This window comes from Phyllobacterium sp. CCNWLW183 (genome assembly GCF_037203775.1).
Taxonomy (GTDB): domain Bacteria; phylum Pseudomonadota; class Alphaproteobacteria; order Rhizobiales; family Rhizobiaceae; genus Phyllobacterium; species Phyllobacterium ifriqiyense.
This window is the reverse complement of record NZ_JBBCBN010000001.1, coordinates 24,831-48,688: the sequence shown is the minus strand read 5'-3', so window position 1 is coordinate 48,688 and position 23,858 is coordinate 24,831. Positions and strand designations below refer to the sequence as shown.

Genomic DNA, 23,858 nt, shown 5'->3' with positions numbered 1-23,858 from the left:
TAAACAAAAGGCCGCTCATGAGCGGCCTTTTTCTTTTGCGGCGATACCCCAGTAGCGCCAAGGCAGGTACCAGGCGAAACGCTTATCAAGCGCTACGGGCACCGGGTCCAACCCGCTGGTGCCGCCCGGCCCACAACGGGCAAACCTGAACAACCCCATCCACCCGCCCGCCCAAAATCCATGACGCGCAATTGCCTCATAGGCATATTCCGAGCAGGTCGGCAAATGCCGACAGGAATTCCCGATGAATCCAGACAGGGTGAGTTGATAAAAGCGAACCAGCCCGGTTCCGATCAGGCGTCCCGGTGTCTTGCGCCATGGACCGCCCCAATTGCGGGAGTATTTTACCGGATGCTTATGCGCGGGATCATTGCACATCCCGTCAGGCTGCGGCTTCGGCGTTTTTTCTATCGATCTGATCAAGACAATCCACAACTGCATCGAAGGTCAACAGTGTGGAGTTGTGCCTGGCTTTGTAATCGCGGACAGGTTCCAGAAATTTCAAATCTTCAAAGCGACCTTCCGGGGGTGGACCATTTTCTTTCAACATGCGCAACATCGTCAGGCGTAATGCGCGAAGTTCTTCGGGCGTTGCGCCGATCACATGACGGGCCATGATTGAAGACGAAGCCTGACCGAGCGCGCATGCCTTCACATCGTGAGCAAAATCGGAAACCACGCCATTTTCGACCTTGAGATCGACGATGACAGTGGAACCGCACAGCTTGGAATGCGCCTTTGCAGACGCATCGGGAGCGTCCAAACGGCCAAGCCGTTGAATATTGCCGGCAAACTCCAGAATTCGCGTATTGTAAACGTCATTGATCATGATTTGCCACTCTTGACACAGTGTTCATCTCAAAGGCGTCACAACTCGCCGTTGATGCTCTATGAATTTCCTATAGACTACCTATATAGTATGCGAGCAGGCCCTCATAAAGTCGCGTAGATTAATTTTGCGATGGCATGTATGCCTACGGGGTGGATGATTGATCCGCTCATGCTTCAATACACCGTCCGTTCCCGCGAGGAACGATTATCGTGTATTGCCGTTTAACTCGTCGCTCCTTTGAGGGCGACTACGGGAGATCGCGATGGATGCGGTAGTGAAAAACTTGCAGCCTATAACTGCAAAGCAAAATAATATTCGCCGACCAACTCAGGAAGAAGCAGAAGCAGCGGTACGCACCCTGCTTCTATGGGCTGGCGATAATCCTGACCGCGAGGGCCTGCTCGACACGCCTGAACGCGTCGTCAAATCATACAAGGAACTCTTCTCCGGCTATGCACTCGATCCTGCTGATGTGCTGGGGCGGACCTTTGAAGAAATAGCTGGCTATGAGGATATGGTCCTCATTCAGGACATTCCTTTCTTTTCACACTGCGAGCACCACATGGTTCCGATCATCGGCAAGGCCCATGTCGCCTATTTGCCTGATGGTGAAAAAGTTGTCGGACTTTCGAAAATTGCGCGCGTTGTCGATATTTTCGCGCATCGCTTGCAAACGCAGGAAAGCATGACTGCCCAGATTGCCAGCGCGATACAAAGTTCCCTGCGTCCGCGCGGTGTTGCCGTCATGATCGAGGCCGAGCATATGTGCATGGCCATGCGCGGTATCCGCAAATCGGGCTCATTGACAACCACGACGACATTTACCGGATCGTTCAAGGACGAGGTCAATGATCAGGTTCGTTTCATGACCATGGTCCGAGGTCGTTGAGGACAAAATGGCAGAAACGTCTTTTCCTCGTCCTGCAGCGCATAATCATGACGTTGAAGAAGGCAATGTTTTCACCCCGCGGTTTGACGCTGCGGGGTTGATAACCGCTGTTGTTACCGATGCCAGGGACGGTGAACTTCTCATGGTCGCGCATATGAATGCCGAAGCTCTACAATTGACCATCGAGACCGGCATTGCTCACTATTGGTCACGGTCGCGGCAATCACTGTGGAAGAAGGGGGAAACCTCCGGCAATCTGCAAAGCGTTGTCGAGCTCGGCACAGATTGCGATCAGGATGCCCTCTGGCTGAAGGTTCGAGTAGCAGGAGACGGACCGACATGCCACACCGGCCGCAGGTCATGTTTTTATCGCAACATCGTTGCGCATGACGGAAAGCCGTCGCTGGTCATGAAGTTTTAGATGGCGTAATGCCTCGCATCTGCCGTTTTCTGCGTTTGTAGTCAGGTTTCATTGGTCAGCTAAGAATTGTTATTCACGCAATATTCAGCTTTTGGTTACCACAATTGAAATTGAATGAAAGTCCACGACTCTAGGAGTTCATGCCATGCTCGAATGGGCATCGCGCCGGACACGTGCGGCGGAATCTATCGGCATCAGCAATGCCACTGATGAGAAGATCGCAGCACCTGAAAGGCCCGTTCAAAGCAAAACACCCATAGCACTTGCTCTGGGAGGCGGAGCTGCTCGTGGTTGGGCGCATATTGGCGTGCTTCGTGCTCTCGATGAAGCGGGCATAGAGATATCGATGATCGCCGGCACTTCGATTGGAGCGCTCGTTGGCGGCTGCTATCTCGGCGGCAAGCTCGACCAGCTTGAGGAATTTGCCCGAAGCCTTACCAAGCGTGGCATTTTCAGTCTGCTTGATCTGCGATTTGGTGGAAATGGGTTGTTCGGCGGTATGAAGCTGGACCGGCGATTGCGTGACCATCTCGAAGAATTATCCATCGAAGACCTGCCCAAGCGGTTCATCGCGGTGTGTACAGAAATCAATACGGGTCATGAAATCTGGCTGACGCGTGGCAGCCTCATCACCTCGATGCGCGCATCCTACGCCCTGCCCGGCGTATTTGAACCTGTCGAGTGCAATGGCCGCATCCTTGTAGATGGCGCTCTGGTCAACCCTGTGCCTGTCGCCGTCTGCCGCTCCTATGAGCAGCCATTGGTCGTCGCGGTTAACCTGCATTACGATCAGTTTGGCCGTGCAGCGGTCATAAAACATAGCGCCGAGGCACCTCATCCGCAAACTGGCGATATTGAAAATTCCGGCTTGCGGCGCCCTGCTTATTCCAAGCGCCTGGGCATTACAGGTGTGATGATGGAATCGTTCAATATCATTCAGGACCGGATTTCACGCGCTCGCATGGCGGGCGATCCGCCGGATATCGCATTATTGCCAAAAGTTGGCAAAATCGGTCTTGCTGAATTCCATCGCGCCGATGAAGCGATCCGAAGCGGATATGAAGAGACCATGACCCGCCTCGGCGAGCTTGAGCGCATGCAAAAGCTTGTTTTCTAGTATCGGCATCACTCGCGGAAATGATGTCAATCAATACAATAGCATCGCGCTAAACGTAGGCCTTGCTGAACAATTTCTATTCCAGCAACTGCTGAAAAACAGACGGCATCCGTCGATTGGCCCACGCTGACAGTACTTGGTTCGCGTATTCCTGCGTAGTCTGCCCTGCAGGCAGCTCCAAATCATATCTCTGACCAACATGAATCCGATGATAATCATCGGCAGCGCTTCCCATCGGCCGATCTGCTCGCAATGTTTCCCTTTTTACGAGTTCATCAAGATCGCAATGAAGCCCGACGAAGAAAACATCGAACGGTTTGAAAAGCTGGGCCAGATTGGTGACCCACCAATCTTCCTCGAGAATATGTTCAAGCAAAATATTATTGCCTGCTGAAGCATAAGCCACGAGCGAACGATGAAATCCGTCAAAGAATTTGGTGCGATTCTCCCTCCAATTGAAGTCGCCGTTCCGAAAACGGTCCAGAGGCAACATCCCGGAATCACGGAGATGATCAATAGAAACATGCCAGAATGGTTCTGGCAGTTGTGCCTGAAGGACTCGCGCAAGAGTAGACTTCCCGCTGCTTGATGCCCCGTGGATAAAGATTATCTTTGCCGTCTTTTCCAATTCAAGCCTAATCCCCGTAATGAACCATTACGGTATTAGGTCGGCTTCATTGCAGCAAAATGAACCTCACTACGTCGATAAATCTAGAACTAAGCCGTCGCGATATAGCTGCGAATCTCTTGTGACTCGCGTTCCACTTCCTCGATCCGCAGCTTAACAACGTCGCCGATCGATACGATGCCATAAAGTTGGCCATCCTTTTCAACCGGCAAATGGCGGAAACGGCCTTGCGTCATCGTTTCCATGACCTGATTAATCGTATGACTTTCGTTGCAGACCTTGACCTTTATGGTCATTGTTTCTGAAATCGGCTTCCATAGAGCATCGGCACCGTCGGCCGAAATGGCGCGAACCACATCGCGTTCGGACAAGATACCTTTGATAGCCTTGTTCTCATCGCAAACGACAAGTGCGCCGATTTTGTGCTTGGCCAAAACCGTGATTGCATCCGCTAGCGACACATCAGGCGTAATGCTGAAAACGTCATAGCCCTTGCGTTCAAGAATCGATCTGACTGTCATGCGCATCCTCCTTACATGTTTGATTGCTGCATCTCCCCCGATGCTTTTAGCAACCTAACTCATCGTGCTTATATGTTGCACCCATTGCAAGTGCATTGCAATTGCGCATGTCGCCTCCATAGTTATCTTTACACAAGAACACTTGGCTCAGATCGATTTGATAAACGCAATCCAATCTATTGATTATAAAACATCTTTTGCATTCAAAAATTGATTGCACTTATCAGGCGCGGTGCCGGTCAAACAGCGATATTCCGAAGAAACCGACCACAAATCCGCCTATATGCGCCTCCCAGGCGATCGACGCAGATTCCTCTACTCCCAATGATAAAAGCCCGGCCGCAATATTGGTGACAAACCAGACTCCAAGAAACGTCAGCACTGTGCGCATGCGCAGTGCAACGGCAATCGGCAATATGTCACCAACAAAGGCTGCCGAGTTGCGCGATGTTGAGCGACGAAATCCAAAACGCGCTGCAGCGCCCATCATGCCGGACACTGCACCTGACGCGCCTACCAGGGGAGCCATGCTATCAGGGTAAATAGCATAATGCGTCAATGCGGCGGCGATGGATGTCGCGATCCAAAAAAGTGTCAAACGCACCGGGCCAATGCGCGCCGCAAGCGGGGATCCGAATGCTGCCAGCCAGATCATGTTTAATGCGATATGAGCCACGCTTCCATGCATGAATGAATAGGAGATCGTCGTAAACCATGTCCACACGTCGCCCTGGCCGCCCATTTGCGCAAAGCGTGCAGGAATAAAGGCATAGTACCAGAGAAACTCGACAGCCTGTCCATCGTCAAGAATATAGGTCTGGTAGAGAAATACTGCGATGCAGATGCCGATAGCTGCGAGGATAATACCCGGAATGTTGAACATCGGCTCTCCGCCTGATGGTTTGTCCCGCGCTATGTCTGGTTCGGTCATTCTGTATCGGCCTCGTTTCGGTCCCGGCAAGCTATAGTATCAAGCCGGCCAGTGGAATCCCGGTTTTCGAATAATCCGATGCATAAACAGAAAGAAGGCCGCCCGGTTACGGACGGCCTTAAATTTAAGGTCAGGTATGAAATCTCGTAAACGCTTGTCTCACATTCGTTGCGACACCTCAACGTAAACCACTTATTAACCCTAACAGCCCGCCACGGTGGACATGGACACATGAAACGTGGCGTTACCCTGCCGTCGGTGACACAGTCCGCGGACATCCGATCGGACAAACAGACAAATTTATGCAGCACGGAAGATCAAACGAGCTTATCGCTTATTGGGAGCAGTTGCGTGGCACACGCGCGCGCCCGAACGCAGCGAGATAGCGCCTGCTGCCATCCCCCGCCAATTGGCCGATATATTCATTTTGCAGGCCAGTCAGGATACCGAAGCAAGGTTCCGGCTTGCGGGCACCCGGATTTGCTCAATTCACGGCCGCGAATTGAAAGATTCAGCTTTCGAATTGCTTTGGCAGGCACGAGATCGCCGCAGTATCTCGCGTTTGCTTGCCAATTCGATAACCCGAAAAAGCCCCGTCGCTATAAACGCCGAAGGCATAAGCGCACGCCAGCGCACCGCGCTGTTTGAATTCATCCTCTTGCCGCTTGCCAATGAAGTGCATGAACAATTTCTGATCGGAATGATTGTCGCCTTGGGACAGCCGTTCTGGCTAGAGTCAGACTCTATCGTCGAAAGCCGCATAAGATCAATCACGACGCTGGATACAAGTCGGAGCCAGTATGCTGGCGGATCGCTATCATCGCCAAACCCGAAAGGCGCTATTCATACAATTATCGGGCAAAATACTGACCGCCTGCAATTGCTGGATGGCGGAAAATCCTCGCGACCACTTAAAACGCGCGCGAAACCATTACCGCCACATTAAGAATCATGGAATAGCTTGTCATCAAGGCTAAACGAATTCTGCCAGTTGGACGTGACGATGCAACCTACCCACGATGGCTCAAGTCCAAACCCTACCGCTACGACAAGGTATTATAGCGTTAAAGTGCAGCTCTATGGGCGTTTTATGCTCGAAGACCGCACGGAACATGTTTGCCAGATCAGCGAAATGTCGCCTGGCAATGTTGTCATCGGCACAGATATCATGGCCCATAATGGCGAGCGCATTATCGCTTATATAGACCATATTGGCCGTGTCGAAGGAACTGTCGAAAAGCTGGTTAGTGGGGGCTTTCTCCTGTCGCTCATCGTTTCTGACCGCAAGAAAAACAAGATAGCGGCGCAGCTGACATGGCTTGCAAACAAACATGAACTGGATACGCCTGAAGATCGCCGGCATCAGCGTATCGCACCGCGCAACCCAATCACCACGCTATCCATGGCCGATGGTCGGCAATATCCCTGCCGTATTGTTGATCTATCCATATCGGGTGCAGCGGTGGAACTGCGCATGCGCCCTGCCCTGAACAGCCAGGTCATCCTCGGCACCATGAGGGGCCGTGTTGCCCGGCATTTTGACGAAGGCGTGGCAATCGAGTTTGCTTCGGTGCAAAGCCGCGACGCCATTGATGCGGCCTTTGAGAGTTAAAGCCAGTTTTTCTCTGACTTAGTTTTTCTTCACACGGCAGAAATATTTTTGGCGCGATTGCTGCGAGAGAACGGCATTTGTCTGGCATCTGTATGGAGCGCATTAAGCCAATGGAAATAACGACATATTTATTTAAACCGATACTTAATTCTAATATTCTGCAACTTACTTAAATCTATACTTTGTTAAACTAAATAATAATAAACATTAATACATCGTAATTGCCTAATTCCTTTATTTTTTACTACCTAATTCGATCAGATTTACTCGCCATCGTTTCCGCTCAATCAAACTCTCTCTGCCATTGTCGCCTCAACCGGGGAGACGACGGTAATGATAAAAAAGACAATCCTATTTGGCGCTGCATTCCTTTTAATGTGCATCGCCGCCTATGCTGAGGCAGGCACTTCGGCAATGATCATGAAGACCGGCGGTCGCACCTCGCAGCCGATTGGTCATTATGAATTCTGCCAGACATATCGCGGCGAATGCAGCGTCAAGAGTAGCAATGATACGCCGCTTAGCCTGACATCAAAGACATGGAATTTGCTGGTTCTGGTCAACAGTCAGGTAAACGCGCAGGTTCGCCCAGAGACGGACATGGATATCTGGGGTAAAGCAGAAGTATGGTCCTATCCGACAACAGTTGGAGACTGTGAGGATTATGTTCTCCTGAAGCGCAAGCTGCTGAATGAAGGCGGCATTCCACTCAGCGATCTATTGATAACCGTCGTTCGGCAGATGAACGGCGAAGGTCATGCAGTGTTGACCGTGCGCACCGGCCAGGGCGATTACATTCTTGATAATCTCGAAGCCCGTATCAAGCCATGGAATGAAACGAACTATGATTACCTCAAGCGCCAATCAACGAAGAACACCGGCGCATGGGTTTCAATCAATGATGATCGCCAGGTGCTGGTCGGCAGTATCGAGCAATGAGTCCGGATCCATTGGCCGGTGCATTTACACCGGCTTGTTAAGCAATCTCCAGACCGCTCATGAAACGCTTCCCGTTTTCGACATAGTGAGCGGCAGAAAGCTTCAACTGTTCTACCGCTGCCTCGTCCAGCGTACGGACCACCCTGGCCGGTGATCCCACGATCAGGGAATTATCCGGAAATTCCTTGCGTTCGGTGACCAAAGCCCCCGCACCTACCAGAGAATTCTTGCCGATTTTTGCACCATTGAGAATAATCGCTCCAATACCGATCAGGGTATTTTCTCCAATAGTACAGCCATGCAGCATAGCGCGATGCCCGATGGTGCATCCGTCGCCGATTGTCAGCGGATATCCCAGATCGGTGTGCATGATCGTGTGTTCCTGCACATTCGTATTGCGACCAATGTGAATGAGCTCGTTATCCCCGCGCAATACAGCGCCGAACCAGATCCCGGCATTTTCACCTAGAAAAACTTTGCCGATAATCGTCGCATCAGGCGCTATCCAGTTTGATTTTCGGTGCTCAAACTGCGGTGCTTGGCCGTTAAGCGTATAAATCGGCATTTGGCGTCCTCCAGAATCACGCGGTTCATTGATACTCAATTAACCATAAATCAGCACATGGGCAGTTAGAATGTGCCGAAGGAAACCTTCGGGCCACATCATGCAGGCGACCACAGAGAAAATAGAGGCAATTTCGGCAAGCTTTCTCTTGCGAAAGGTCTTTTATGGCGTGGTCGCACTTGGCTTCTTGTCCCTATGTCTGGCTCTTGCCGGCTTTTTCCTTGGACACATAATTTCCCTTGGCGGCCATACGGAAGATCGTTCTGCGCAGCAAATCGTCATTGGCAATGACGTGCTCGAGATTCCAGCGAATATGATCCGGTTTGATAGGCAGCGGCGCGATGGCATAGCCGAGCGCGTTGACCTTTATCTGCACTGGCCGGAAATGCAGGGGTACGCCGCAGAATTTAAAAATGATTTCAATGGCGCGGGACCAGACAAGAAATTGATCTTCCTGACATTTGAGGCAAGGCAGGGATCGCAGGATATGCCGGGGCGTTATGGTCCCGTCTATCTTCCACTGACCGAAGGGCCCGGCGCTGCCGGTCCTGCCGGTTTAACGCTCCAACGCTTCAGGGGCGATAGCGGCTTCATCAATGAGGAGCTTCTCGTTGCACCGGATCACGGTGCGAAACCTTCATTTGTTGCGCGTTGTCTTGATAAACCGTCATCCCGCGATAATCTTGCATCCTGCCAAAGCGATATTTTCGTCGGCGGTGATTTGCAGCTGACCTATCGGTTTCCGAGAGAAATGCTTGAGGATTGGCCGCTTCTGGACAAAAAGATTGCAGAATTTGCGCGTGGCCACATCAAAAGTGTTGAGTGATGCTCGAGCACCACTCAACATAGTAAGAATGGGCTAAAGGTCCATTTCCAGGATTGCCATGGAGAAATTATAAGACAATTCGCCTTCGTCTTCATCCTTGTAGATCAGACCGAGGAACTCGTCGCCCAGATAAAGTTCTGCGGAATCATCTTTCCGCGGGCGAGCCTTCACTACCAATTCCGTGTTGCGGAATGTCCGCTTGAAGTAGCTGTCGAGTTTTTTCAGTTCTTCGGGTTTCACCTAAAATCTCCTGTCTTATTCGTCGAGTCAGAGCGGTTTGCCATGTGGCATGGCGCCCTGTAAAGGGTTGACTGCAATCGTTAGTGGTAAGAACCAGGCTTATTCGAAGTTGGTAACGAGCTGATCCATGGCGCGCGAAGGCTCCGAGCAGCCTGCTTCCCCCACAATACGGGCAGGCACACCAGCCACGGTCACATTATGCGGGACAGGCTTCAGAACGACCGAACCGGATGCCACCTTTGAGCAATGACCAATTTCGATATTGCCAAGAATATTGGCTCCTGCGCCAATCAGCACGCCATTACGAATTTTCGGATGACGGTCGCCGGTCTCTTTTCCCGTGCCGCCAAGGGTAACGCCCTGCAGGATTGAAACATTGTCTTCAATAACAGCCGTCATGCCCACAACGATGCCCGTTGCATGGTCGAAAAACACGCCCTGCCCCATGGGAACTGCGGGATGAATATCTGTCTGGAAAACTGAAGATGAGCGGCTTTGCAAATAAAGCGCAAAATCATGACGACCCTCATGCCACAACCAGTGCGCAAGACGATGGGTCTGGATAGCCTGAAACCCCTTAAAATAAAGGATAGGCTCCATAAACCGCGTGCATGCCGGATCGCGGTCATAAACAGCCTGTATGTCGACGCGTAAAATCTGCGACCAGGAAGGATTGGCGTCAAACATGGCTGTAAACGTCTGGCGCAGCAGTTCCGACTCCACATCCGGGTGGTCAAGGCGCTGGGAAATACGATGTATAACCGCCTGTTCCAGCGACTGATGGTTCAGGATGGTAGTGTAAAGAAATGTCGCAAGCAGCGGCTCATTGCGCACGACCTCTTCTGCCTCGGCCCGGATCGCATGCCAGATCGGGTCGATCTGTTTGATCGATCCGGTCATCTTTATGGGAAGGCTTGCTGACATTTTCTAGCTCCAGGCATTCAGCCGAATTTTATACTCTGCAACGGATTATACGGCAAAAGTGGTTTCTTGACACCTCAAAATCCAGTGCCGCAAGCGCAAGAAATTTTGAAGATACCATTCATCTGCCTGATGCTGATCAATGCCAGCATCGCCATGGGTAAGTTAAACTGTGCTTTTTCGCAAGGAATGAAGCATTTCCGGATCGCAAATCACACAGTAATGGGATTGCGCTTCAGAAACTCCAGCACCGCCTCTTTAAAAACCTTGTCGCCTACTGCCAGCATATGGTCACGGTTCGGAATGTCGATTGCTTCACCTTGGGGCATCAGCTCTGCAAGCTTTTGCGCGCTGCCGCCAATATCGTCCTTGGTGCCGACAGCTACAAGCGTCGGCTGCTTGATGCGCGCCATGTTTTCTGCGCTAATCTCTTCCTTGGAGGTGATGACGCACGCAGCCAGCGCGATCTTATCGCTCTTGGTCTTGTCGGCAAACATCCTGAACATTTTGCCGCGTGGATGAGTAATTGCATCAGGGTCGTCTGCCAGAAGAGCCTCGGCTATCGGCGACCAGTCCCCGGCACCTTCGACCATGCCAATACCAAGGCCGCCAAACACCAGATCATGCACGCGATCCGGATGCTTAAGGGCAAGAAAAGCACTAATGCGTGCACCCATGGAGTAACCCATGACATGAGCCGACTTTATACCGAGATGATCGAGCAGCGCCGCAGCATCCCCAGCCATGCGGGTTGGTGTGTAAACTGATTTGTCATGTGGCTTATCGGAATTGCCGTGACCACGATTGTCGATAGCAATTGTCCGGTATCCCGATGCGGTCAAAGTGAAAATCCAGCCCGGCTGAATCCAATTGTATAATGACGACGATGCAAAGCCGTGAATAAGCAGGATCGGTTCGCCCTCGCCTTCATCAATATAGGCAAGTTTTAAGCCGTCATTTTCAAAGAATTGCATTTTTCCGTCCGTTATTTGGCTGCAATTGCGGGATGCCGCACCTTATCGCCAACTCTTAAACCGAGACGTTGCACGGTTCCAGCCTTTACCTCAACAACAAATTTCACCGGACCGCCGGACGAAATCACATCACGCGAAAACGGCACGGCGTTCTGATGGATTGCAGTAATGCGCCCGCCATGATCGAGAAACAGCATATCCAAGGCCGATGGCGTATTTTCCATCCACATGGAGATCAGCCTGGATTGGTCAAAAACAAACAGCATCGCGCTATTGTCTTTAAGGTCCGTGCGGAACATCAATCCGCGCTGACGTTCCTCCTCATTATCGGCGATTTCGACCGTGAAAGGCACATCGCCCTTGGCCGTATTAATGGTCAGCGCGACAGGATCGATGGGCAAATGCATGGGCATCTGCTGTGCCAGCACCGGAAAAGCGGAAATCAAGCAGAATATGACGGCGGCCAGAGATAATCTCAGACGATTCATCAACTGATCTTCAGTGGGAGACCGGCATCTGCGTGCCGATATCAGGATGAATTTCCGAAGCCATAAGACCTTTTTCGCCATTGCCGAAACGAATAAGGACGACCTGTCCGGGCCGCAGCTCAGTGAGACCGAAATGACGCAGCGTTTCCATGTGAACGAAAATGTCTTCCGTACCCTCGCCCCGCGTTAGAAACCCGAAGCCTTTCGTGCGATTGAACCACTTGACGAGAACCCGTTCAAGCCCGCTCGAAGGCGTTACCGTGACATGGGTACGCACTGGCGGTAACTCAGTCGGATGCACCGCAGTCGAATTGTCCATCGACTTTACGCGGAAGCACTGCATACCACGCTCGCCCTGCTTGACCTCGCAAACAACGCGCGCACCCTCCAGCGCGGTCTGGAAGCCATCGCGGCGCAGGCAGGTTACATGGAGCAGAATGTCGGGAAGATCAGAATTGTCGGGAACTATGAAACCATATCCCTTGGCAACGTCAAACCATTTTATCGAGCCTGAAATCTCGACAAGATCAAGACTGTCGCTTGCGCCTTGGTCGTTATGAGAGATCTGGGTCGATACTGTTCTGTCTGACATGAAGCGATCCCCTCCTCTCAATAAACTAAACACTGATTCTCTTGTTGAAGAATAACACCGGTCCGATAGCGGAGAGCAAGCATCATCTTGATGTTTTCTTTCAAACTATAACCAAAACCCGTGTTTATCCTCAATCAGTCTCGTCAAATTAGCTCACAGATTTGTTTGCGTAAGCAATTAGTGTTATCGATATTGCCAGTCACTTGCCCTTGCTGGCGAGCAGACGTTGCTATTTCAATCCCATGAAAAGAATTCAAAGGCAAAAGATGCGTTATCTTCACACTATGGTTCGCGTTCGCGACATCGATGAATCGCTGGATTTTTACTGCAACAAGTTCGGCTTGAAAGAGGTTCGCCGCACGGAAAACGAAAAAGGCCGGTTTACATTGATCTTCCTGGCCGCGTCGGAAGATGAAACCCGTTCTGCCGCTGAACGTGCTCCCGAGCTTGAATTGACCTTTAATTGGGATCCTGAAGAATATACGGGCGGACGCAATTTCGGTCACCTCGCCTATGTCGTGGATGACATTTATAAAACTTGTCAGGATTTGTCAGACAAAGGCGTCGTGATCAACCGGCCTCCCCGCGATGGCAATATGGCGTTCATTCGCTCGCCCGATGGCATCTCGATTGAGCTTATCCAAAAAGGGCCTGCACTGGCGCCACAGGAACCATGGCTATCCATGCCAAACACCGGCTCCTGGTAATCTGCACTACTACACAATACATCGCCTGCCCGGTCGTTCGGGGCAGGCGAAAACCGCAACCCGGCTAAATTCAATCCCCGGCATCTTCCAAGCCTTGACGTCTCCTGTTATCAGAAATGGTCAATGTGGAGGAACGCTATGAAGGATGTGCTTATCGAGCTTGAGCGTCGCAGGACCCTTGCGCGCGAAGGTGGCGGAAAGGCCCGTATCGAAGCGCAACACAAGCGCGGCAAACTCACAGCGCGTGAACGTATCGATATTTTCCTCGATGAAGGCTCTTTTGAAGAGTTTGACACATTCGTCGAACACCGCTCGACTGATTTTGGTATGCAGGACACCAAATTTGCTGGCGATGGTGTTGTTACCGGCTGGGGTACCATCAATGGCCGGACCGTCTTTGTCTTCGCCAAGGATTTCACCGTGTTCGGCGGCTCACTCTCTGAAGCCCACGCGGAGAAAGTTCAAAAGATCCAGGATATGGCATTGCGCAATCGCGCGCCGGTCATCGGGCTTTACGATGCGGGCGGTGCACGCATTCAAGAAGGCGTTGCCGCACTGGGCGGTTATGCGGAAATTTTCCAGCGCAATGTACTGGCCTCCGGCGTCATTCCGCAAATCTCGGTGATTATGGGTCCCTGCGCGGGCGGCGATGTTTATTCGCCAGCCATGACCGATTTCATCTTCATGGTCCGCGACACTTCATACATGTTCGTCACAGGACCGGACGTTGTGAAAACCGTCACCAACGAAACTGTGACGTCAGAACAGCTTGGCGGAGCGTCAATCCACACGACCAAATCATCTATCGCCGATGGCGCTTATGACAATGACGTGGCGGCACTGCTTCAGATGCGCCGCCTGATCGATTTTCTCCCGGCGTCGAACACTGCCGAACTGCCTCAAATCGAATGCTATCAGCCAACAGACGAAATGGATTACTCATTGGATCGTCTGGTGCCCGATAACGCGAACAAGCCCTATGACATCAAGGAACTGGTTCGCAAAACTGTCGATGAGGCCGACTTCTTTGAAATTCAGGAAAGTTTTGCCAAAAACATCGTGGTCGGCTTCGGCCGTATCGAAGGTCGCACCGTCGGCATAGTCGGCAATCAACCAATGGTTCTGGCCGGCGTTCTCGATAGTGATGCGTCGCGCAAAGCCGCGAGGTTCGTCCGGTTCTGCGACTGTTTCAACATTCCGATCGTAACTTTTGTCGATGTACCGGGCTTTCTTCCGGGCACCGCGCAGGAATATGGCGGGCTCATCAAGCATGGCGCCAAACTGCTTTTTGCCTATGCGGAAGCAACGGTTCCTAAAATCACGCTCATTACCCGCAAGGCCTATGGCGGCGCCTATGATGTGATGGCCTCCAAACATCTGCGCGGCGACCTCAATTACGCCTGGCCATCCGCTCAGATTGCCGTCATGGGCGCAAAAGGCGCTGTCGAGATCATTTACCGGAAAGACATTGGTGATGCCGAGAAAATCGCCGAGCACACCAAGCGTTACGAGGATCGCTTCCTGTCACCGTTCGTTGCTGCCGAGCGCGGCTATGTTGACGAGGTGATTATGCCCCATTCCACTCGTAAGCGGATTTCACGGGCATTGCGCATGCTGCGTAATAAGGATCTCGAAAATCCCTGGAAGAAGCACGATAATATTCCGCTCTAATAATACCGAGCAGAACCACACAATAAAAAGGCTCCCATGGGGAGCCTTCGATGCCGTTTATGAAACTTCAAAATTACCTGCGGAAGCTGAAGCCGCCACTTGAGTCACGTAAAATCTGGGAAATTGTACGCTTGTCACATGGCTCGCTTAGTTTCGCCGCAGCTTTTACCAGCGCAGGCTTAACTTTGGCCACTTGTGCAATCTTAAGTGCATTTGTTCCAATTGTTGACGATGTATCTTTATTTATTGTTATCATTCTTTGATACCTCCATTAAAAATACTCTCAGCGAGAGTAATCCTCTACCGGCATACAGTTTATATTCCGTTGCATAGTGAACTTCTAGAGAAACTAAACCGATTTAACAAATCACTATTTGTATCCAATTTTGACTTGTATTTGAATAAACCGATCCCGAGGTAAAAGGTTCCGCCAAGCCCGGAAAAACGCCTGCGACGTCGGCATCCGCGCTTTCGCCTGCTATCGGTGGTGAACCTGACCCGAAAAATGTCAAAAAATGACGCTTAACTGGCTTCCACATCCTGAGGAAAGCGAGACCGTGCATGACACAACCACAAGAGATCGTTCAGGCTTCGAAACAATTTCAAGATTGGTTGGCTGCGCTCAAAGCGAAATCCATGTTTTCGACCCACAATCAGAGCTTTGCGAGCATGCGCGGCGTTATGCATGGTTTGCGCCGCCACATGGACACGGACCAGATACTGACATTTGCGGACGCGCTGCCGCCTTTGCCGCGTGGCCTATTTCTAGAAGGATGGCGGCCCGCTCCTGCGCTTCCTTTGGAGTCGGAAGTGCAACTTGCCAAAGAAGTCTATGATAATCTCACGGCGCATCACAGCCCGCCCGAGACCATTGTCAGCGATGTGCTCGCCACTATCGCCCAGCATCTCGATCCGCATAATGCCAAGATGGCAGGTGAGCAGTTGCCAACTGCGCTAAAGCCGATCTGGTCAAAACATCGACAAGATCTCTAGCTGCTTTTTACGCCAACCTTGTTTTGGATGTCTTCGGCGGTTTCTTTGACGAAGAAGGTAAGTCCTTCCGTGATTGTCACGATATGAGTCCCCGTCCCATAGGGATTGAACGAAACAACATGGTCGAAATTCAGCGTGATGTGATCGCCATTAACGTCTGTGAGTTTGATCCACATGGCCATACCTCCCTGTATAGGACCAAGGAAGCAGGATTCTCTCAATGAAGCAATAATTTACCAGAGATTCCTTCCGTCAATATGATCTACCCTTAACGACGCAATATCAAAATCATCGAAGAGCCGGACATTCACGCTGACGCGTGGATTCTCAAAATCCGGTTTGAAATCCACCCAGTTGGGTACTTCCGAAAAAGTACCGCAGCCGCAAACATTGCAATGATGATGCTTGTTCATGCCGTTGCGGGAATAAATGGCATCGGCTTCCGGCTTCACCGAAATTGTCACTTGGTCGGGTGTGTAATAAGCCCAGAGCGCACCCCGCTTGGTGCAGAAAGTGCAATTGCACACCGTGACCGACTCCGGCGCTTCGCTGATTTCGAGCTTGATTGCACCGCAGTGACAACTGGCAAAAATGGCCATGATTTCCTCCCCTTTGAACATGTCTCCTGGAATCGATATAGCACATCCACTGACAACCTCATGTCAGCAGGCTTTGTGCTCATTCGTTCTTATCGCGAGTGATTTTGCCCTAAACCACTTGCCCTGACACCCAGCCGGAAGACCATGCCCATTGGAAATTATATCCACCTAGCCAACCGGTTACATCGACAACCTCACCTATGAAATAAAGACCTTTCGCTGACTTTGCTTCCATAGTTTTTTGGTCCAGGCCATCCGTATCGACACCGCCAAGTGTCACTTCGGCAGTCCGGTAGCCCTCCGAACCTGCAGGTTTCACCTGCCATTCATTCACCGCTTTTTCGACCGCCAGCAATTGCTTATCGGTCAGGTCAGCCAGATGCCGGTCAATGCCGCTATTTTCCGCAATCAACTGCGCCAGACGCTTCGGCAGAAGCTCACTTAGGGCTGTTTGCAATGCCTGTCGGCCATTGCGGACTCGCGCTGCGCGCAAAGCATCAAACACTTTCACACCGGGCAACATGGCGACGCTGATCGTATCGCCTTCCCGCCAATAAGAAGAAATCTGCAATATGGATGGACCGCTCAATCCGCGATGGGTGAAGAGCATTGCCTCTGCAAATTTTGTCTTGCCGTGGCTTACCACTGCATCGACCGAAATACCCGATAGCGGTTTCAACGGAGCAAGTGTGTTTTCGTCAAAGGTAAGCGGAACCAGTGCAGGACGTGTGTCTGTAATTTTCATGCCGAACTGGCGGGCGATATCATAGCCGAAGCCGGTTGCACCCATTTTCGGAATGGATTTCCCACCGCACGCGACAACCAGTGACGTGCATCTCACCTTGTCTCCGGCCAGATCAACCAGATACCCATTATCTTCCCTTACTATGGAATCGATCGTAGTGCGCAACCGTAACTCGACCCCGGCCTGCCTCATTTCTGTTACCAGCATATCGATGATCTGCTTGGCTGAACCATCGCAGAAAAGCTGACCGAGGGTCTTTTCGTGCCAGGCAATACCGTATCTGTTTACCAGAGCGAGGAAATCGCGCTGCGTATAGCGGCGCAAAGCCGAGATACAGAAATGCGGGTTTTTGCTGATGTAGTTTTGCGGCGCCGCGTTAATATTGGTGAAGTTGCAGCGGCCGCCACCGGATATGCGTATTTTGTCGCCTGGTGTTGCGGCATGATCGATGATCAGCACGGAACGTCCACGCTTGCCCGCCTCAATAGCGCACATCATGCCAGCCGCGCCTGCGCCTATGATGAGAACGTCAACTTGTTTTATCATGGCGCAGGCAATAATTGTTCAGTTCGACCAGCCAGCCAATAGGCCAGCAGCCCTGCCCATTCGCGCGCAGCAATCGCCATATTCTGCAATGAATCCTGTGGGTTGTCTTCTGCAAGTCCAATGGTTTCGGCACCAGATGCGCGATAATCCGCTGGCCATGGCACCACGTCAAACCCCGCTTTGCGAAACAGGCCGATCGAACGCGGCATATGGAATGCCGAGGTGACGAGCAGCCAGGTTTCGCCCGGCTTCGCGTCTACCATCTGCTTTGTGAATAGTGCATTTTCGTAAGTGTTGCGCGACTTGCTTTCGAGAATGAGGCGCTCTGGTGCTACGCCAAGAGCTGTCAGCAGGCGCGGTGCGGTCACGCCATCGGCTTCGCCATCCAAAAGCAATGTGCCTGTTCCACCCGTAACGACAACCTTCGCTTCCGGATGTTTGCGCGCCAAAATGGCAGCCTCGACAAAGCGGTCGCCACTGGCATTGAGTTCATAGCCGCCGCGCACCAGATTTACACCGCCTTCAAAGCCGCCGCCAAGAACGATTATGCCATCCACCTTTGCCGGAAGTGCGTCTGGGCGTTGGAAACGATCCTCCAACGGATTGATCATTAAAGCACCAAGCGTCGTCCACGCGCCAAGTCCCAGAACAAGAAATGCGATAGCAGCCGTTGCCATTGCCAGACGCCGCCAGCGCCAGATGAGCAGCAGGAAAGTCAATCCCATGAAAATGATAGCGAAGTTCAGCGGTTGGGCGAAAAACCAGAAGACCTTTGAAAGCACGAAAAACACTATTTGAGCTCCGCCAGCATCTGCACTTTGTCAATTTCACGTTCAAGACTTGTAGACCATTCCGGTCCTTGTTCGACAATATTGAAGCCTTCGCGCTGATAGAGTCTGATTGCGCCGATATTGCGGGCATGCGTGCTGATGCGCGCCTTCAAGTACCCCGCATGTCGAATTGCCGCCATCATTTCACGCAGCAGCGACGATCCGACCCCTTGCCCCTGCACGGTCGGGTCTACCCAAAGATCGGAAATATAGTCGTTATTTTCTTCCCGAGCGCCCCAGCCAAGCAGCGTCTGCTCCAATTGAGCCACCAACACCGTATTGTAAGAGCTTCGTGCGAATTCCCAGAAAGCCTTTTCGACATGCATGCGCATGCCGGGCAGTTCCGGTTCAAACGAAAAGATATTTGATGCCCAAGCGCTGGAGCCGACAGCAGCGATTGCTGTTATGTCAGCTTCTGTGGCGCGCCTGATTACCACCATTTCGGCGCGTTGAACTTGCCTGCCGCCTGTTCAATCACATAAGCGGTCTGAAACAGAGTTTCTTCGTCGAATGGACGTCCGATCAGCTGGAGACCCAGCGGCAGTCCGCGGCTGTCCAGCCCGGCAGGAACGGCGATACCCGGCAAGCCCGCCATGTTCACGGTCACGGTGAAAATATCATTGAGATACATTTTCACCGGGTCGGAATTCATTTCCTGATCAGCGATGCCGAAAGCAGCAGAAGGCGTAGCTGGCGTAAGGATAGCATCGACACCTGCATGGAAGGCGTCTTCGAAATCCTTCTTGATCAGCGTGCGCACCTTCTGAGCCTGCAAATAATAGGCATCGTAATACCCAGCCGAAAGCACATAGGTGCCAATCATGATACGGCGCTTCACCTCTTCGCCAAATCCCTTGGCGCGGGTGTTTTCGTACATGTCGACAATGTCCTTGCCGGGAACGCGCAGGCCATAGCGAACGCCGTCATAGCGCGCCAGATTTGACGATGCCTCGGCAGGCGCAACGATATAATAGGCCGGCAGTGCATATTTCGTATGCGGCAGCGAAATATCGACAATGGTTGCCCCTGCATCCTTCAGCCAGCTAATGCCCTGCTGCCAAAGCTTTTCAATCTCTTCCGGCATGCCGTCAACGCGGTATTCCTTGGGAATGCCGATCTTTATGCCCGCAAGCGGCTTGCCGATAACCGCCTCATAGTCAGGCACCGCGATATCGACCGAGGTTGTATCCTTGGCATCGACGGAAGCCATGGACCTCAACAGGATCGCGGCATCGCGCACATCGCGTGCAATCGGCCCCGCCTGATCCAGCGACGATGCAAACGCGACAATGCCCCATCGCGAGCAACGGCCATAGGTAGGCTTGATTCCGACCGTGCCGGTAAAAGCCGCAGGCTGGCGAATTGAACCGCCCGTATCGGTTGCGGTCGCTCCTGCGCAAAGCCGTGCGGCGACAGCTGCTGCAGAGCCGCCCGATGATCCACCCGGAACGAGATCAACATTGGAGCCTTTTGCGCGCCAAGGGTTTTTCACTGGCCCGTAATAGGAACTCTCATTGGAAGAGCCCATTGCGAACTCGTCCATGTTGAGCTTGCCGAGCATCACCGCGCCGTCAGCCCATAAATTTGCTGTCACAGTGGATTCATAATGCGGCTTGAACCCATCCAGAATATGCGATGCGGCCTGCGTATGGACACCTTCCGTACCGAATAGATCCTTGATGCCAAGTGGAATGCCTTCCAGCGCGCCGCCATTGCCAGCCGCCAGCCGTGCATCGGATGCCTTCGCCATTTCCAGCGCCTTCTCAGGCGTGGTGACGATATAGGCGTTCAGCGCCTCATTTGCGTTCTCGATTGCCTGAAGATAGGCGCCAGTAAGTTCCGTGGCGGTAATCGCCTTGGCTTTCAGCTGGTCGCGCGCCTCGGCAATGGTGAGAGCGGTCAGATCGGTCATCTTAAAGTCCTTATTGAGCAACTGCTAAAGCGAGCCGCTTTTCGTAAAATGCACTATATTCGGAATCCGGATAGTCAAGCAGCACACCGCAGCGGGTAAATCCGGAGCGTTCATAAAGTCGCCAGGCCGGTTCAAAGCCCGGTGTAGTGCCCGTCTCCAGAACGAGGCGATTCATGCCCTTTTCATTGGCCAGCGCCGTAATTGCATTGAGCAAAGCAGAACCAATGCGCTGTCCGCGCACGGTGGGCCGGGTGAACATGCGTTTCACCTCACCAATTCCATCATCATGTTCTTTGAGTGCGCCGCAGCCGATAGCCTTGCCTGTTTCATCGCGAGCTACAAAAACAGTCGTGTCTTCATCTGCCATCTGCTCGACAGTCATTTTGAACTGGAATTCCAGCGGTGAAAGCGGCGAAAGGTGATCATTGAGATCGCTTACCAGCGAGCGCACATCGTCCTGCAAGGGTGTTTCTATCGCAATGGAAACAGCCATGGTTCAATTACTCCACGACTTTTGGCACAACAAAGAAATTTTCTTCGGTTGTCGGGGCATTGGCGACGATATCTGCAACCTTGTCGCCATCGGTGACAACGTCCTGGCGCTTCTTCATCGCCATGGGGGTTACCGACGTCATCGGCTCCACGCCTTCGACATTCACTTCGTTCAACTGTTCCACGAAACCAAGGATCGCATTCAATTGGCCGGTCATCCGGGAAACATCATCCTCGGTGACCGCGATGCGGGCAAGATTCGCAACGCGTTTTACAGTGGCAGTATCGACGGACATAGGGATTCCTGAATTCAGATTTTGATGTTGAAGCTATAGTGTCCGTTACGCTCAAGCGCAACGGACAACAACAGATAAGCGTTACTGCGCCGCGTCTGGCGCAACTTCCTGCTGCTCGCCATCCACTGGGGCATCTTCAGTGTCCAAGGCATCATCATCCGATGCAGCGGCACCGTCATCTGTCGCAGTTGTATCATCATCGGGAGCAATCCCGAAGATGGAACTGTCAAACAGCGGCTTTCCAGCGGCATCGGGACCTTTGACGGCATTGCCGTTAACCTGGATCGATCCATCGCTTTTCTGGTCGACAATCCACTGAATGCGGCCATCGGGCAGCTCATTGCCAAAGTCTTTGGCCAGTTTGACGAAGACGATGTAATTCTTGATCTCAGGCTCTTCTTCTGATGCCTTGTTCAGCCGGTCGACCAGCTTGTCAAATCCTGCCATTTCCCAAGTTGTCCGGCTCTGCGGCTTTAACGTGGCAAATGTGACCTCGCCTTCGACGGTAAGTTCAGCATCTACGGTTCTCACAAGGCTTTTCGAGATCGTGACCTTTGGCGGATTGAGCATGAAGGCGGTGCCCATTTCCTCGGCAAACGCATCCGAGATCGGCTTCTCCTTGTTCAGATCCATCTCCTTGATCCCGCCACGCACCACCGTATCGAGATCAAGCCCTGCGGCGCCGAAAGAAAGCTCCACATCGGTTGGAAGGAAAGGAATGGTCCAGTCAGGAATTGGCAGAGGCGGATACTGAAGTCCATTTGTGCGCACTGCGTAATTATAGGCGCCGCTTTTGCTGATGCCGTCGAAGTTCACCTCCTGAGAAATGTTCTTCGTTACGAATGGGCCGATCGGGGTGTCAACGCTCATATCCGAGAACCGATATGAGCCAGCCAATTTTTCCCAAAGCGGCAAAGCGGCGAGCAATTTTGTTTTCAACTCGGCTTGTTCAGCGTCGCTAAGCTTCGTCTTTTCTTCCGGTGTTTTTGCAAAGTCGTCGGAATGGGCGACGAAAAACGCCCAAAGATCCAGAATCTCAACATTCCTCACACCGCTGCCTTTTGCGTCGACACCAAGGTTGGCAGCACTGATACCCACCTTCATAAACTCTTCCGGTGTTGTCGGGACGGCTGGTTTGGCTTCACCATCCGTCACTGTCTCTTCAACTGCCGGGTCAGATTTGAATGAAATCGTTTCCTTGAAGTTCTCGGCTGTCTGGACTTGAGTGAAGTCCACTCCTCCCGACGCGCCAGCAGATGCAGCCATTTCAGCCTTTGCCTTGCCGGCAGTGGCTTCCATTTCCTGCGTCGACGATGACGAACTCATTTTAAAGCCGTCATACGTGGAAGTAGCCTTGGAGAAAGTGCCGATTTTCGGATCAAAGACGCCGCGAAGATCCATATTGTCGATAGACCACTTGAAGCTTTCCTTACCGGTTGGCGCATTTATCTCGACAGAACCGTTCACGGTGGTTTTCGACGAAACGTCCCACGAGCCGTCAGCCAGCGGCTTGGTCAAAAAGCTATATTCGCCGAAGTCACCTTTGAAGAGGTCCTGCTTTGGCAAAATCTCCAACAGCTTGGCTGTGCTGAAGGTGATTTTGTAGCTGTCTCCTTCCGGCTTGACACTCAGAACCTTCTTCTCAAGAGCGGTTTTGCCAAAATACTTCGACAAGGTAGCTGACAGTTCTTTTGCCCCATTGGCATCGACCGTTTGCGCACTGGCAGGTGTTAGCGCCAGCAGAGAACAGGAAATCAGCAGCAATTTACGCAAGATATTCTCCAAAGCTCGGTTATCTGACGATAGGGTCAACAACCCTAGCGATCATCTTTTGCAACGGCTCTAACAAACTCAAATCAAACAGTAAAATGCTTATTTGGTTCGGCGACGATTACTTCGCTCGTGCCACCTTCCATTCCGGCAACAAACTTGTCGGCCGTCTGATCTATTATCGGAAAGGAAGCATAGTGACAGGGTATGACCTTGCCAAACTTGAAGTAGCGCCGCGAAGCAAGCGCTGCTACCGCACCGCCCATGGTGAAGCGGTCTCCAATCGGCACAATACCGATTTCCGGCTGGTGCAGCTCATTGATCAAGGCCATGTCGGAAAAGATATCCGTATCGCCCATATGATAGAGCGTAGGTTCATCGTCAAAATGCAGCACCACGCCATTTGCATTGCCGAGTGAATGCGAAACGCCATCCTCGGTCATTTGCGCAGATGAGTGCAGCGCATTGACGTAAGTCACTGTAAATCCGTCATAAGAAACGGTTCCGCCTGTATTTGTCGGATCGACGCGCGCCACGCCTTTCGAGCCGAGCCATGTCACAAGATCAGCATTGCCAGTCACCAGCGCACCTGTATCCTTGGATATATCAACAGTATCGCCCACATGGTCGCCATGGCCATGTGTGAGGATAATGTGATTGGCGCCCTTGGTTGCATCCTTGAAGTCCACGCCCTTGGCGCCGGGATTCCCATTCAGAAACGGATCAATGAGGATGATGTTCTTCGCAGTTTCGATACGGAAACCGGATTGTCCCAGCCAGGTAATTTTCATTGTTCAGAAT

Annotated in this window: 32 protein-coding genes; 11 read left to right on the top strand and 21 right to left on the bottom strand. The window is 52.0% G+C overall.

Features of this window, described 5'->3' with window-relative positions; genetic code table 11:
* Positions 1-15: 15 nt before the first annotated feature.
* Both yidD and V9K95_RS00260 read right to left on the bottom strand, forming a co-directional pair.
* Positions 16-378, bottom strand: a complete 363-nt coding sequence (gene yidD, locus V9K95_RS00265; RefSeq protein ID WP_336440168.1) for a membrane protein insertion efficiency factor YidD — start codon at positions 376-378, stop codon at positions 16-18.
* 4 nt (positions 379-382) lie between these two features.
* Positions 383-829: an iron-sulfur cluster assembly scaffold protein gene (locus V9K95_RS00260; RefSeq protein WP_115053160.1), complete on the bottom strand. Its 447-nt coding sequence runs from the start codon at positions 827-829 to the stop codon at positions 383-385.
* A gap of 265 nt (positions 830-1,094) precedes the next feature.
* On the opposite strand from V9K95_RS00260, the gene folE reads away from it, so the two are divergent.
* From folE to V9K95_RS00245, 3 genes are all read left to right on the top strand, one after another.
* Positions 1,095-1,721 (top strand): GTP cyclohydrolase I FolE, encoded by a 627-nt coding sequence (folE, locus tag V9K95_RS00255; protein ID WP_115053161.1) that lies wholly within the window; start codon positions 1,095-1,097, stop codon positions 1,719-1,721.
* A gap of 7 nt (positions 1,722-1,728) precedes the next feature.
* Entirely contained in the window at positions 1,729-2,142 is a 414-nt protein-coding gene (hisI, locus tag V9K95_RS00250) for a phosphoribosyl-AMP cyclohydrolase (protein WP_115053162.1), read from the top strand.
* 145 nt (positions 2,143-2,287) lie between these two features.
* Positions 2,288-3,259, top strand: a complete 972-nt coding sequence (locus V9K95_RS00245) for a patatin family protein (protein WP_115053163.1) — start codon at positions 2,288-2,290, stop codon at positions 3,257-3,259.
* A gap of 76 nt (positions 3,260-3,335) precedes the next feature.
* Here the strand turns inward: V9K95_RS00245 and V9K95_RS00240 are convergent, their stop codons facing one another.
* The 3 genes from V9K95_RS00240 to V9K95_RS00230 all read right to left on the bottom strand — a co-directional run bounded on the left by V9K95_RS00240 (position 3,336) and on the right by V9K95_RS00230 (position 5,339).
* Positions 3,336-3,887, bottom strand: a complete 552-nt coding sequence (locus V9K95_RS00240) for a phosphotransferase-like protein (RefSeq protein ID WP_115053164.1) — start codon at positions 3,885-3,887, stop codon at positions 3,336-3,338.
* An 89-nt stretch (positions 3,888-3,976) separates the two neighbouring features.
* Positions 3,977-4,408 carry a CBS domain-containing protein gene (locus tag V9K95_RS00235; protein WP_336440169.1) on the bottom strand — a complete coding sequence of 144 codons (432 nt, stop codon included), beginning with the start codon at positions 4,406-4,408 and terminating at the stop codon, positions 3,977-3,979.
* 223 nt (positions 4,409-4,631) lie between these two features.
* The gene (locus tag V9K95_RS00230; RefSeq protein WP_336440170.1) at positions 4,632-5,339 is read right to left on the bottom strand and encodes a rhomboid family intramembrane serine protease; all 708 of its coding nucleotides are present in this window, start codon (positions 5,337-5,339) and stop codon (positions 4,632-4,634) included.
* 337 nt (positions 5,340-5,676) lie between these two features.
* Between V9K95_RS00230 and V9K95_RS00225 the strand changes: the two genes are divergently transcribed.
* The 3 genes from V9K95_RS00225 (at position 5,677) to V9K95_RS00215 (ending at position 7,890) form a co-directional block, all read left to right on the top strand.
* Positions 5,677-6,285, top strand: a complete 609-nt coding sequence (locus tag V9K95_RS00225; protein ID WP_336440171.1) for a PAS domain-containing protein — start codon at positions 5,677-5,679, stop codon at positions 6,283-6,285.
* A 57-nt stretch (positions 6,286-6,342) separates the two neighbouring features.
* Entirely contained in the window at positions 6,343-6,951 is a 609-nt protein-coding gene (locus V9K95_RS00220) for a PilZ domain-containing protein (protein WP_115053168.1), read from the top strand.
* A gap of 333 nt (positions 6,952-7,284) precedes the next feature.
* Positions 7,285-7,890, top strand: coding sequence for a transglutaminase-like cysteine peptidase (locus V9K95_RS00215; protein WP_115053169.1), 606 nt, complete (start codon positions 7,285-7,287; stop codon positions 7,888-7,890).
* Between the two features lie 37 nt (positions 7,891-7,927).
* On the opposite strand, the gene V9K95_RS00210 is transcribed toward V9K95_RS00215, so the two are convergent.
* Positions 7,928-8,455, bottom strand: coding sequence for a gamma carbonic anhydrase family protein (locus V9K95_RS00210; RefSeq protein ID WP_307284773.1), 528 nt, complete (start codon positions 8,453-8,455; stop codon positions 7,928-7,930).
* A gap of 100 nt (positions 8,456-8,555) precedes the next feature.
* On the opposite strand from V9K95_RS00210, the gene V9K95_RS00205 reads away from it, so the two are divergent.
* On the top strand, positions 8,556-9,281 hold the full coding sequence (locus V9K95_RS00205; RefSeq protein ID WP_336440172.1) for a hypothetical protein: 726 nt from the start codon (positions 8,556-8,558) through the stop codon (positions 9,279-9,281).
* Between the two features lie 33 nt (positions 9,282-9,314).
* On the opposite strand, the gene V9K95_RS00200 is transcribed toward V9K95_RS00205, so the two are convergent.
* The 5 genes from V9K95_RS00200 to V9K95_RS00180 all read right to left on the bottom strand — a co-directional run bounded on the left by V9K95_RS00200 (position 9,315) and on the right by V9K95_RS00180 (position 12,496).
* Positions 9,315-9,521, bottom strand: coding sequence for a DUF3126 family protein (locus V9K95_RS00200; protein WP_008122972.1), 207 nt, complete (start codon positions 9,519-9,521; stop codon positions 9,315-9,317).
* Between the two features lie 99 nt (positions 9,522-9,620).
* On the bottom strand, positions 9,621-10,445 hold the full coding sequence (gene cysE / locus V9K95_RS00195; protein WP_336440173.1) for a serine O-acetyltransferase: 825 nt from the start codon (positions 10,443-10,445) through the stop codon (positions 9,621-9,623).
* A gap of 209 nt (positions 10,446-10,654) precedes the next feature.
* Positions 10,655-11,416: an alpha/beta fold hydrolase gene (locus V9K95_RS00190; protein ID WP_442958530.1), complete on the bottom strand. Its 762-nt coding sequence runs from the start codon at positions 11,414-11,416 to the stop codon at positions 10,655-10,657.
* 11 nt (positions 11,417-11,427) lie between these two features.
* Positions 11,428-11,904, bottom strand: a complete 477-nt coding sequence (locus V9K95_RS00185) for a DUF192 domain-containing protein (RefSeq protein ID WP_336440174.1) — start codon at positions 11,902-11,904, stop codon at positions 11,428-11,430.
* 10 nt (positions 11,905-11,914) lie between these two features.
* Positions 11,915-12,496: a cold-shock protein gene (locus V9K95_RS00180; RefSeq protein WP_115053174.1), complete on the bottom strand. Its 582-nt coding sequence runs from the start codon at positions 12,494-12,496 to the stop codon at positions 11,915-11,917.
* Positions 12,497-12,762: 266 nt separating this feature from the next.
* Between V9K95_RS00180 and gloA the strand changes: the two genes are divergently transcribed.
* The 4 genes from gloA to V9K95_RS00160 all read left to right on the top strand — a co-directional run bounded on the left by gloA (position 12,763) and on the right by V9K95_RS00160 (position 15,867).
* Positions 12,763-13,203 (top strand): lactoylglutathione lyase, encoded by a 441-nt coding sequence (gloA, locus tag V9K95_RS00175; protein WP_336440175.1) that lies wholly within the window; start codon positions 12,763-12,765, stop codon positions 13,201-13,203.
* Between the two features lie 138 nt (positions 13,204-13,341).
* Entirely contained in the window at positions 13,342-14,874 is a 1,533-nt protein-coding gene (locus V9K95_RS00170) for an acyl-CoA carboxylase subunit beta (RefSeq protein WP_115053176.1), read from the top strand.
* Between the two features lie 50 nt (positions 14,875-14,924).
* Complete coding sequence (locus tag V9K95_RS00165; RefSeq protein WP_307284753.1) at positions 14,925-15,137, top strand: hypothetical protein; 213 nt, start codon at positions 14,925-14,927, stop codon at positions 15,135-15,137.
* A 298-nt stretch (positions 15,138-15,435) separates the two neighbouring features.
* Entirely contained in the window at positions 15,436-15,867 is a 432-nt protein-coding gene (locus tag V9K95_RS00160; protein WP_336440176.1) for a DUF2267 domain-containing protein, read from the top strand.
* Here V9K95_RS00160 and V9K95_RS00155 read toward each other — a convergent pair.
* From V9K95_RS00155 to V9K95_RS00110, 10 genes are all read right to left on the bottom strand, one after another.
* Positions 15,864-16,043 (bottom strand): flagellar FlbD family protein, encoded by a 180-nt coding sequence (locus V9K95_RS00155; protein WP_115053179.1) that lies wholly within the window; start codon positions 16,041-16,043, stop codon positions 15,864-15,866. The two genes, V9K95_RS00160 and V9K95_RS00155, sit on opposite strands and share 4 nt — an antisense overlap.
* 57 nt (positions 16,044-16,100) lie before the next feature.
* Positions 16,101-16,466, bottom strand: coding sequence for a GFA family protein (locus V9K95_RS00150; protein WP_336440177.1), 366 nt, complete (start codon positions 16,464-16,466; stop codon positions 16,101-16,103).
* Positions 16,467-16,575: 109 nt separating this feature from the next.
* The gene (locus tag V9K95_RS00145) at positions 16,576-17,754 is read right to left on the bottom strand and encodes an NAD(P)/FAD-dependent oxidoreductase (RefSeq protein ID WP_336440222.1); all 1,179 of its coding nucleotides are present in this window, start codon (positions 17,752-17,754) and stop codon (positions 16,576-16,578) included.
* A complete protein-coding gene (locus V9K95_RS00140; RefSeq protein WP_115053181.1) occupies positions 17,754-18,548 on the bottom strand; it encodes an ElyC/SanA/YdcF family protein in 795 nt (264 codons plus the stop codon). Before V9K95_RS00140 ends, V9K95_RS00145 begins: the two co-directional genes overlap by 1 nt.
* Positions 18,548-19,027, bottom strand: coding sequence for a GNAT family N-acetyltransferase (locus tag V9K95_RS00135; protein ID WP_336440178.1), 480 nt, complete (start codon positions 19,025-19,027; stop codon positions 18,548-18,550). The genes V9K95_RS00140 and V9K95_RS00135 overlap by 1 nt, the downstream gene beginning before the upstream one ends.
* Positions 19,018-20,499, bottom strand: a complete 1,482-nt coding sequence (gene gatA / locus V9K95_RS00130; protein ID WP_115053183.1) for an Asp-tRNA(Asn)/Glu-tRNA(Gln) amidotransferase subunit GatA — start codon at positions 20,497-20,499, stop codon at positions 19,018-19,020. Before gatA ends, V9K95_RS00135 begins: the two co-directional genes overlap by 10 nt.
* Positions 20,500-20,509: 10 nt before the next feature.
* Positions 20,510-20,992: a GNAT family N-acetyltransferase gene (locus tag V9K95_RS00125; protein ID WP_336440179.1), complete on the bottom strand. Its 483-nt coding sequence runs from the start codon at positions 20,990-20,992 to the stop codon at positions 20,510-20,512.
* A 7-nt stretch (positions 20,993-20,999) separates the two neighbouring features.
* Positions 21,000-21,287, bottom strand: a complete 288-nt coding sequence (gene gatC / locus V9K95_RS00120) for an Asp-tRNA(Asn)/Glu-tRNA(Gln) amidotransferase subunit GatC (protein WP_115053185.1) — start codon at positions 21,285-21,287, stop codon at positions 21,000-21,002.
* A gap of 81 nt (positions 21,288-21,368) precedes the next feature.
* Positions 21,369-23,060 (bottom strand): hypothetical protein, encoded by a 1,692-nt coding sequence (locus tag V9K95_RS00115; RefSeq protein ID WP_336440180.1) that lies wholly within the window; start codon positions 23,058-23,060, stop codon positions 21,369-21,371.
* Between the two features lie 83 nt (positions 23,061-23,143).
* Positions 23,144-23,848 (bottom strand): metal-dependent hydrolase, encoded by a 705-nt coding sequence (locus V9K95_RS00110; protein ID WP_115053187.1) that lies wholly within the window; start codon positions 23,846-23,848, stop codon positions 23,144-23,146.
* Positions 23,849-23,858 lie beyond the last annotated feature (10 nt).

Bases quoted from the DNA above. Each gene is read 5' to 3' on its own strand.
- yidD (WP_336440168.1), bottom strand. From the start codon at position 378: ATGTGCAATGATCCCGCGCATAAGCATCCGGTAAAATACTCCCGCAAT.
- V9K95_RS00260 (WP_115053160.1), bottom strand. From the start codon at position 829: ATGATCAATGACGTTTACAATACGCGAATTCTGGAGTTTGCCGGCAAT.
- folE (WP_115053161.1), top strand. From the start codon at position 1,095: ATGGATGCGGTAGTGAAAAACTTGCAGCCTATAACTGCAAAGCAAAAT.
- hisI (WP_115053162.1), top strand. From the start codon at position 1,729: ATGGCAGAAACGTCTTTTCCTCGTCCTGCAGCGCATAATCATGACGTT.
- V9K95_RS00245 (WP_115053163.1), top strand. From the start codon at position 2,288: ATGCTCGAATGGGCATCGCGCCGGACACGTGCGGCGGAATCTATCGGC.
- V9K95_RS00235 (WP_336440169.1), bottom strand. From the start codon at position 4,408: ATGACAGTCAGATCGATTCTTGAACGCAAGGGCTATGACGTTTTCAGC.
- V9K95_RS00230 (WP_336440170.1), bottom strand. From the start codon at position 5,339: ATGACCGAACCAGACATAGCGCGGGACAAACCATCAGGCGGAGAGCCG.
- V9K95_RS00220 (WP_115053168.1), top strand. From the start codon at position 6,343: ATGCAACCTACCCACGATGGCTCAAGTCCAAACCCTACCGCTACGACA.
- V9K95_RS00215 (WP_115053169.1), top strand. From the start codon at position 7,285: ATGATAAAAAAGACAATCCTATTTGGCGCTGCATTCCTTTTAATGTGC.
- V9K95_RS00210 (WP_307284773.1), bottom strand. From the start codon at position 8,455: ATGCCGATTTATACGCTTAACGGCCAAGCACCGCAGTTTGAGCACCGA.
- V9K95_RS00205 (WP_336440172.1), top strand. From the start codon at position 8,556: ATGCAGGCGACCACAGAGAAAATAGAGGCAATTTCGGCAAGCTTTCTC.
- cysE (WP_336440173.1), bottom strand. From the start codon at position 10,445: ATGTCAGCAAGCCTTCCCATAAAGATGACCGGATCGATCAAACAGATC.
- V9K95_RS00190 (WP_442958530.1), bottom strand. From the start codon at position 11,416: ATGCAATTCTTTGAAAATGACGGCTTAAAACTTGCCTATATTGATGAA.
- V9K95_RS00185 (WP_336440174.1), bottom strand. From the start codon at position 11,904: ATGAATCGTCTGAGATTATCTCTGGCCGCCGTCATATTCTGCTTGATT.
- V9K95_RS00180 (WP_115053174.1), bottom strand. From the start codon at position 12,496: ATGTCAGACAGAACAGTATCGACCCAGATCTCTCATAACGACCAAGGC.
- gloA (WP_336440175.1), top strand. From the start codon at position 12,763: ATGCGTTATCTTCACACTATGGTTCGCGTTCGCGACATCGATGAATCG.
- V9K95_RS00170 (WP_115053176.1), top strand. From the start codon at position 13,342: ATGAAGGATGTGCTTATCGAGCTTGAGCGTCGCAGGACCCTTGCGCGC.
- V9K95_RS00165 (WP_307284753.1), top strand. From the start codon at position 14,925: ATGCCGTTTATGAAACTTCAAAATTACCTGCGGAAGCTGAAGCCGCCA.
- V9K95_RS00160 (WP_336440176.1), top strand. From the start codon at position 15,436: ATGACACAACCACAAGAGATCGTTCAGGCTTCGAAACAATTTCAAGAT.
- V9K95_RS00155 (WP_115053179.1), bottom strand. From the start codon at position 16,043: ATGTGGATCAAACTCACAGACGTTAATGGCGATCACATCACGCTGAAT.
- V9K95_RS00150 (WP_336440177.1), bottom strand. From the start codon at position 16,466: ATGGCCATTTTTGCCAGTTGTCACTGCGGTGCAATCAAGCTCGAAATC.
- V9K95_RS00135 (WP_336440178.1), bottom strand. From the start codon at position 19,027: ATGGTGGTAATCAGGCGCGCCACAGAAGCTGACATAACAGCAATCGCT.
- gatA (WP_115053183.1), bottom strand. From the start codon at position 20,499: ATGACCGATCTGACCGCTCTCACCATTGCCGAGGCGCGCGACCAGCTG.
- V9K95_RS00125 (WP_336440179.1), bottom strand. From the start codon at position 20,992: ATGGCTGTTTCCATTGCGATAGAAACACCCTTGCAGGACGATGTGCGC.
- gatC (WP_115053185.1), bottom strand. From the start codon at position 21,287: ATGTCCGTCGATACTGCCACTGTAAAACGCGTTGCGAATCTTGCCCGC.
- V9K95_RS00110 (WP_115053187.1), bottom strand. From the start codon at position 23,848: ATGAAAATTACCTGGCTGGGACAATCCGGTTTCCGTATCGAAACTGCG.